The sequence below is a fragment of the Streptococcus oralis genome (genome assembly GCF_001579175.1).
GTDB classification, from domain to species: Bacteria; Bacillota; Bacilli; order Lactobacillales; family Streptococcaceae; genus Streptococcus; species Streptococcus oralis_O.
This window is the reverse complement of record NZ_KQ970760.1, coordinates 612,366-614,546: the sequence shown is the minus strand read 5'-3', so window position 1 is coordinate 614,546 and position 2,181 is coordinate 612,366. Positions and strand designations below refer to the sequence as shown.

Genomic DNA, 2,181 nt, shown 5'->3' with positions numbered 1-2,181 from the left:
CATAAATTTTTTCGCCATCTTTTATTCCTCCTTTTTTACTTTTTGTCAATCTTTCCAGTAGTCTCGCATACTGGACAACTGTTTTTTAGACGCCTTCAGAATGCGTTTAGATTCTTTTACCGGGACGCTGACTGCTTGTTGAGGCAGATATAAAATGGTTTTTAGAAAACGTTGACTCATAGGTTCTCCATCGAGCAATTCTTGTTCAAAATTATTTGAAATAATGGCATCAAGGTAAAACTCGTGAACTCGTTTCCCAAAATTCTCAGCAGAAATCTCATACAACTTGTCAGCCAACTTTTGCTCATCCATATCTGGAGTGGCAATCAAAGCCTCCAGGATGGCACCTGCAAGATCCTGTTCTCCATAGTAGAGGGTTCCAAACATCCTGTCACTGATCAGATTATCCAGATAAGGATTGCCATGAGCGATGACAGGCGTTCCACTGGCTAGACTCTCTAGATAAGTCAACCCTTGGGTTTCACTAGTGGATGCAGAGATAAAGAAATCTGCCGCCTTATAGTACAAGGCTGTTTCACTTGGGGCGATCATACCAGTAAAAATCACCTGGTCTTGAATTTGCAACTGGACAGCTTGTTCTTTCAGACTGTCCAGATAAGGACCGTCACCAGCAACAACCAGTTTCACCTTGTCTTCTTCTTTCAAAACCTGCGCAAAAGCGGCTAGAACCGCTTGGATATTCTTCTCATAGGAGATACGAGAAAGACTCAGTAACATTTTCTCGTCTTCTTTTATTCCAAGTTTAGATCGAAGGGAAGCTAAATTCTCTTCCTTAATCTCAGGGCGTTCAAATTTAGCTAACTCAATACCAGTTGGAATAACCCGCTTTTCAACCTTGACCTTGTACTTAGAGAGAAGGTCCCGAACTATCTCACTAGGACAAATCACTCCATCAACATCGTGAAGAAAGCCCCGTACCAGATATTTTACCATACTTGGACGAATCAGCATACCCTTCGCAATATAATGCACATAATCTTCGTACTGGGTATGGTAGGTATGGATAACAGGAATTTTTAACTCTCTCGCAATCCAAATCCCTAACAAACCTAGTGAAAACTCTGTTTGAGTATGAATGATATCTAGCTGATACTGTTTAGCAATTTCAAGCGCTTTTGTAAAGCCACGATAAGCAAAACGTCGATCCTTAAATGCAAAGAAGGGAACACTCGGTATTCGGATAATTTGCCAATCCTCATAGCGATTCACATCTTTATCTGTTGTTGTAAAGATAAAAACTGCATGTCCTTGCTTCTCAAGCTCTGTCTTCAAGGTTCGAATACTAGTCGCAACACCAGAAACCTGAGGAAAATAAGTGTCTGTAAATAAACCAATTCGCATAAATTACCTCACTTTTTGCCCAAAGCAGCCTGTTCTTGATAGAATTTCAACCAGATTTCCAGTAAATGTTCCTCCGAGTACTCTTTAGAAATCTCTCTAGCTTTTTCTTTCAAGTCTTTCAACTTTTCAGGATGATTTTTGTATTCGAGAATAGCTTCTCTCATCTCTGAAACATCACTTGTTGCACGATAATTCCCTTCGAGAATGACCTTGTATAAATCTAAATCCCTTAGCATTATCGGTGCTTCACAACTAGCTGCCTCTAAGATGGTCATAGGGAATAGTTCATTGTAACTTGGTAGCAAGAAGAGATCCGCTACAGCATAGAGCTCTCGCATTCGCTCTGGAGGAACAATACCTGGAAAAATTAGATTTTTAGGTGGATTGTCCATGATTTTTTTATAGCGTTCATAACCATCTGTCATCCCACCAAATGAAAAACCACCAGCCCAAATAAAAGTAATTTCTGGCAATTCCTCAGCAAGACGGATAAAGTCATCAATCCCTTTACGTTTCTGAACCTGACCCGCACCAACAACAACAAACTGATCCTCAGCTAAATCCATTTCCTGACGAAGTTTTGCTACTTGGTCAGCTGGCAGTGGATGCCATTTTTCCTTATTTACAAAGTTTGGAATATAAGTTACTTTTTCACGTGGAATACCAGCTGCCACCAAATCCTCGATAAACATGGGATTAACCACCACCAAGTGTTCCATTCGGTTGTAAAATGAAAAAACATAACGTTTGATAATTCCCTTTAAGAAAAATGGAATCTTCAAACTCCCCTCAAGCGTATCAGGCAAAAAATGCACATAG

Annotated in this window: 2 protein-coding genes; both read right to left on the bottom strand. The window is 40.0% G+C overall.

What is annotated here, in order from left to right; all coding sequences use genetic code 11:
• Positions 1–45 precede the first annotated feature (45 nt).
• Positions 46–1,362 carry a glycosyltransferase family 4 protein gene (locus SORDD24_RS07340; protein ID WP_061409124.1) on the bottom strand — a complete coding sequence of 439 codons (1,317 nt, stop codon included), beginning with the start codon at positions 1,360–1,362 and terminating at the stop codon, positions 46–48.
• 8 nt (positions 1,363–1,370) lie between these two features.
• The coding region (locus SORDD24_RS07335) for a glycosyltransferase family 4 protein (RefSeq protein ID WP_061409121.1) at positions 1,371–2,181 on the bottom strand (811 nt) is incomplete at its 5' end.